This is a genomic window from Bacillota bacterium, from assembly GCA_023511835.1.
Lineage (GTDB): Bacteria > Bacillota > Sulfobacillia > JAIMAT01 > JAIMAT01 > JAIMAT01.
Genome location: JAIMAT010000120.1, coordinates 1 through 4,859, shown reverse-complemented (window position 1 = coordinate 4,859; position 4,859 = coordinate 1). Strand labels below are relative to the sequence as shown.

Genomic DNA, 4,859 nt, shown 5'->3' with positions numbered 1-4,859 from the left:
AGGGCTGGCGCAGTCCCTCCGCATAGGGCTCGGCCGGGCCCGGCTCCCCGGCGGGCGCCCGCCAGAGCGTCCCGGCCACGGGATCGGCGATCCAGAGGCTCTCGCCCAGGCGCAGCAGCCCCTGCGGGGCCTCCAGGCCGTCGATCACCCGCAGCAGGCGGCCGGAGCGGTCGAAGGCCAGCACGCGCCCGTGGCCGGTGTCGGAGAGCCAGATGCGGTCGCCGTCGGGCAGCACCCGGCCCGGAAAGGCCAGGCCGCGCGGGGGCGGCTCGCCGGCGGCGGGAGGGAGCGGAGGCCCCTCCCCGGGCCGGAGCAGCCCCTGGCGCCGGTAGCGCTCCAGCAGCCCGGTCACCACCCGCTCCATCTCGGCGGGCGCGAACTCGCCCTCGTGGCGACCGACGATCCGCCCCAGGGGGTCGACGAAGACCAGCGTCGGCCAGGCGCGGACCGCATAGGCCTGCCAGAGCAGGAAGCGGGCGTCGTTGGCCACCGGGCGATGGACGCCCAGGCGGCGGGCGGCCAGCCGGATCGCCTCCGTGGAGCGTTCGGCGTCGAACTTGCCCGCGTGGATCTCCAGGATGGTCAGCCCCCGGGAGCGGAAACGGGCGTCGAGCCGGGAGAGCTCGGGCAGCACGTTCTGGCAGTTGATGCAGCCGTACGTCCAGAAATGGAGCAGGACGAGGCGGCCGCGCAGGTCGGCGAGGCGGACCGGACCGCCGCCGATCCACTCCAGCCCGGGGGGGAAGTCGGGCGCCCGCACGGCCAAGGCTCTCGCCTCCTTCGTCTTCATGCCCGCGGGGGGCGCGGTATGATCGGGGCGTGGACGCGCAGAGTGGAACGCCGGAAAACGGCTGGCAGGAGCGCCTGGACGTGCTTCTGCTGGACGCCACCTGGGGCGCGGGCCACCGCCAGGCGGCCCGCGCCGTTCGCGAGGCGCTGCTGGAGGCGGCGCCCGGGCTGCGCGTCGGCCAGGTGGACGGCATGGAGATGGTGGGCCACCTCTTCAACCGCGGGGTGGGCGACATCTACATCGCCATGCTGCGCCACGCGCCCTGGTCCTACGGACTCTTCTACCACCGGACGGGCTTCCTGCGCGATGATTCCCCCTGGCAGAAGTTTCTCAACCGCCTGGGGCGGAACCACCTTCTCTCCCTGGTGCGGAGCCTCCGGCCGCGCGTGGCGGTCTGCACCTTTCCCGTCCCGGCCGGCGTCCTCGTCCACCTGCGCCGCGGCGGGCTGATCGACGTGCCCGTGGTGACGGTCATCACCGACTATACCGTCCACAGCCAGTGGGTCCACCCGGGGACGGCGCTCTACTGCGTGGGCAGCGAGGAGGTGCGGGAAAGCCTCCTGGCCCGCGGCGAACCGGAGGAAGTCGTCCGGGTGACGGGCATCCCGGTGCGCGACGCCTTCCGGCCGCACAGCCCCGAGGAGCGGGCGCGCCTGCGCAGGGCGCTGGGGCTCCGACCGGAGCGGCCCACGCTCCTGGTCACCGGGGGCGCCTTCGGCGCGCTGGCGGCCGTGGCCGCGGTGGCCGAACGCCTCCTCCGCTTCGACCCGGAGCTGCAGCTCCTCCTGGTGGCGGGCCGGGACCGCCGCCTGAAGGAACGGCTGAAGGCGCTGGTGGCCGCGGTGCCCGGGGCGCGGCGGCGCGCGCGCGTCTTCGGCTTCACCGACGCCATGCCGCGCCTGATGGCGGCCTCGGACCTGGTGGTCACCAAGGCGGGCGGACTGACGACCGCCGAGGCGCTGGCGGCCGGCGTGCCGCCGCTCATCTACCGGCCCATCCCCGGGCAGGAGGAGGCCAACGCGGCCTGGCTCCTCCGCCGGCAGGCCGGGATCGTGGCGCGCGAACCGGAGGAGTTGGAAGAGCAGGTGCGCCGGCTTCTGGCCGAGCCGGAACGGCTGGAGGCGCTGCGCCGCGCCGCCCGGGCGGCGGGCCGGCCGGGCTCGGCGCGGCGCGTGGCGGCCGAGGTGCTGCGCTTGGCCGGCCTTGCCGATCCGGCGACGCGGCCCTAGGCGGGAGAAGGAGGATGGGCGTGGAGCGGTCGATGCTGCGCGGCTGGGGAGGCGGGCTCGCCCTCCTGGCGGGGACGGCCTGGGCGGCGGGCGAGGGGCTGCCCGAGCTGCTGGGCCACTACCTGCATGCGGGCGTGGTGGCGCGGGCCGGGGGCGAGGGGCTCCGGGCGGCCCTCACCTTCGACGACGGCCCCGATCCGGCGACCACGCCGCGCTTTCTCGACGCGCTGGGCCGGCTCGGGGTGCGGGCCAGCTTCTTCCTGGTGGGGCGGAGGGCGGCGCGCGCGCCGGGGCTGGTGCGCGAGATGGTGGCCGCCGGCCACAGCCTGGGCAACCACACCTGGTCGCACCGGCACGCCTGGTCGCTGGGCCCGGCGGCCACGCTGCGCGAGATCGAGGACGGAGCCGCGCTCCTGGAGGACGTGAGCGGGCGCAGGGTCCGCTTCCTGCGCCCGCCCTGGGGCGCCTTCAACTGGGCGGTCTGGCTGGGGGCGGCGAGGGTGCGGCAGCGGATCGTCCTCTGGAGCGCCGTCGGCGACGACTGGAAGGCGGGCTCCACGCCGGACTCCATCGTGCGGCGCGTCCGCCGGGGGCTCCGGCCCGGTGTGATCGTCCTCCTCCACGACGCGGGCGGAGCGGCCGGGGCGCCGGAGAGGACGCTGGCGGCCCTGCCCGGGCTGGTGGCCGAGCTGCGCGGCCGGGGCTTCGAGCTCCTTCCCCTGGACGAGCTCCTGCCCGACCCCGAGGCGGCCGGCCGGGAGGGGGCGGAGGCGCGCGAGCGGCCCCGCGCGGGCGGGGGCGAGCGGACGTGATCCACCGCCTGCTGCATCTGGTCGGCCTCGACCCCATCCTGGTGGTGGCGCTCCTCAGCATGGCCATCGCCCAGTTCTGGAAGGGGCTGGCCGAGAGCCTGCGTGCCCGTCGCCTTCTCTGGCGCCGCTTCCTGGAACCCGGCGGCATGCCCAGCTCGCATGCCGCGCTGGTCAGCGGCCTGGTGGTGGGGGTGGGCCTTTCTACGGGCTGGACTTCCGGCCAGGCGTCGGTGGCCATCGTCGTCGCGCTGCTGGCCATGTGGGACGCGGTGACGGTGCGCCGGGCGGTGGGGGAGCAGGCCAGGCTCCTCAACGAGCTCCTGGAGCGGCTGGAGGCGGCGGGGGCGCTGGGCGGGGCGGAGGCGCCGCCGGTGGGCCCTCGCTCCGCCGGGCGGGCGGCGCTGGAGCTGGCCGCCCTGCACGAGCGGGAGCGGCGCGAGGTGAGCGAGCTGCGCGGCCACACGCCGCTCCAGGTGCTGGTCGGCGTCCTGATCGGCACGCTGGTGGCGCTGGTGGTCTTCGACGTCTGAGCGCCTGAGAGATTTGCGAGAGGGCGGGCCGCCGAGCGCCGCCGCGACGCCTGCTCCCGCCGCCGAGGGAGGCGGAGGACAGGCCGCGGGCGCTCGGGCGCGGCGGCGCGCCCGGGCGGGGGCGTGCCGCCGGCGGGGGACGGCCGCCGCGGATCAGGCGGCGCGGCGGCTCTCGAAGCGGATCTCGGACTTGGCCACCTGGGCCGCGCCCACGTAGGTGTCGGCGGCGCCGTAGAAGACCAGCAGGCGGTCGCCCGTGTCGACGGCGCCGCAGGCGAAGACCACGTTGGGAATCCAGCCGTTCCGCTCCCAGTCGGTCTCCGGCTCCAGGATGGGCTCCTCCAGGCGGTCGAGGACGCGCCAGGGCTCGCGCGCGTCCAGCAGGGCGGCGCCCAGCCGGTAGGTGTTGCGCGCGTCGACGCCGTGATAGATGAGGAGCCAGCCTCCGTCGACGCGCAGCGGGGCCGGCCCGATGCCGATGCGGGCCGAGTCCCAGTAGCCGGCGCGGGGCAGCAGGATCTCGCGGTGGTTCTCCCAGTGGACCATGTCCGTCGATTCCGCCAGCCAGATAGAGGGCGGGCGCCGGTGGAAGAGGAAGTAGCGGCCGCCGATGCGGGCCGGCAGGAGCGCCCCGTCCTTGTTGGGCTCGTCCAGGAGGAGGCGTCGCTCTCCCCAGTGGATCAGGTCCCGCGAGGTGGCCATGGCGATGCGGAAGTCGGTGGGCTCGCGGCCGCCGAAGGCGGTGTAGACCATGTGAAAGCGGTTGCCGATGCGCGAGAGGCGCGGATCCTCGACGCCGCGCGCTTCCTGGGGACCGACGCCGCGCATGACCGGTTCGGGACGGCGCTCGAAGTGGATCCCGTCGCGGCTCTCGGCGAAGCCGATGGCCGAGACGTAGCTGTGCGAATAGTCCAGGCCGAAAGGCTGGTCCGAGGCCCGGTAAAGAAGGACGATACGGCCGCGCCAGAGCGTCGCGGCGGCGTTGAAGACCGCGGCGCGCTCCCAGTCGTGCTCTTGCACGGGCCGGAGCACCGGCTCCGTCGAGAGGCGTTCGAGGCGAAAGCCCATGCCAGTCGCGCTACGCTCCCTTCCGTCGGCTCCGGTTGGGCGGCCCGGCCGCCCGCATCCCCGGCCGCGCCCCGCCGCGGCCTCTCCGCCCGGCGAGCGGCCCGGGTGACGGGGCGTCGACGGCCCTCTCGCCAGCGGTCTATGCCGCAGGCGGGCCCGGCGAACCCGTGCGGCGGGCGGAGGCCGCCGCGGCGGGCCCGGCGGGGAGGGTTTCCGCGGGCCGCAATACGTGCGCCAGTGTAGCAGAGCCTGGCCAGACCGTGAAGGGTGGCCCGTGAAGCGGGGGAGGCGGGCGGCACCACGGCGGGCGGGGCGGAATACCGTGCGCGGGAGAGGCCGAGCGCTCCACGCAGGGGAGAGGGAAAGGATGGAAAAGAAGCCGGACCACGACCGCCCGCTCTACCCCATGTCGGTGGCCGCCGAGCTGACC

General features: G+C 75.7%; 5 protein-coding genes. 3 read left to right on the top strand and 2 right to left on the bottom strand.

The features are described from left to right. The coding region (locus K6U79_11075) for a redoxin domain-containing protein (GenBank protein ID MCL6522894.1) at window positions 1-766 on the bottom strand (766 nt) is incomplete at its 3' end. Between the two features lie 53 nt (window positions 767-819). Between K6U79_11075 and K6U79_11070 the strand changes: the two genes are divergently transcribed. From K6U79_11070 to K6U79_11060, 3 genes are read left to right on the top strand one after another with little or no spacing between them, the layout of a single operon-like run. Beyond that, window positions 820-2,019 (top strand): glycosyltransferase, encoded by a 1,200-nt coding sequence (locus tag K6U79_11070; GenBank protein MCL6522893.1) that lies wholly within the window; start codon window positions 820-822, stop codon window positions 2,017-2,019. A 14-nt stretch (window positions 2,020-2,033) separates the two neighbouring features. After that, the gene (locus K6U79_11065) at window positions 2,034-2,831 is read left to right on the top strand and encodes a polysaccharide deacetylase family protein (GenBank protein ID MCL6522892.1); all 798 of its coding nucleotides are present in this window, start codon (window positions 2,034-2,036) and stop codon (window positions 2,829-2,831) included. Window positions 2,832-2,839: 8 nt separating this feature from the next. Further along, on the top strand, window positions 2,840-3,361 hold the full coding sequence (locus K6U79_11060; GenBank protein MCL6522891.1) for a divergent PAP2 family protein: 522 nt from the start codon (window positions 2,840-2,842) through the stop codon (window positions 3,359-3,361). Between the two features lie 153 nt (window positions 3,362-3,514). Here K6U79_11060 and K6U79_11055 read toward each other — a convergent pair whose 3' ends face one another. Further along, complete coding sequence (locus tag K6U79_11055; GenBank protein MCL6522890.1) at window positions 3,515-4,429, bottom strand: glycosidase; 915 nt, start codon at window positions 4,427-4,429, stop codon at window positions 3,515-3,517. Window positions 4,430-4,859: the final 430 nt, after the last annotated feature.

What these genes read in the sequence shown, in the direction of transcription:
- K6U79_11065 (MCL6522892.1), top strand. Translation starts at nt 2,034, where the DNA reads ATGGGCGTGGAGCGGTCGATGCTGCGCGGCTGGGGAGGCGGGCTCGCC.
- K6U79_11055 (MCL6522890.1), bottom strand. Translation starts at nt 4,429, where the DNA reads ATGGGCTTTCGCCTCGAACGCCTCTCGACGGAGCCGGTGCTCCGGCCC.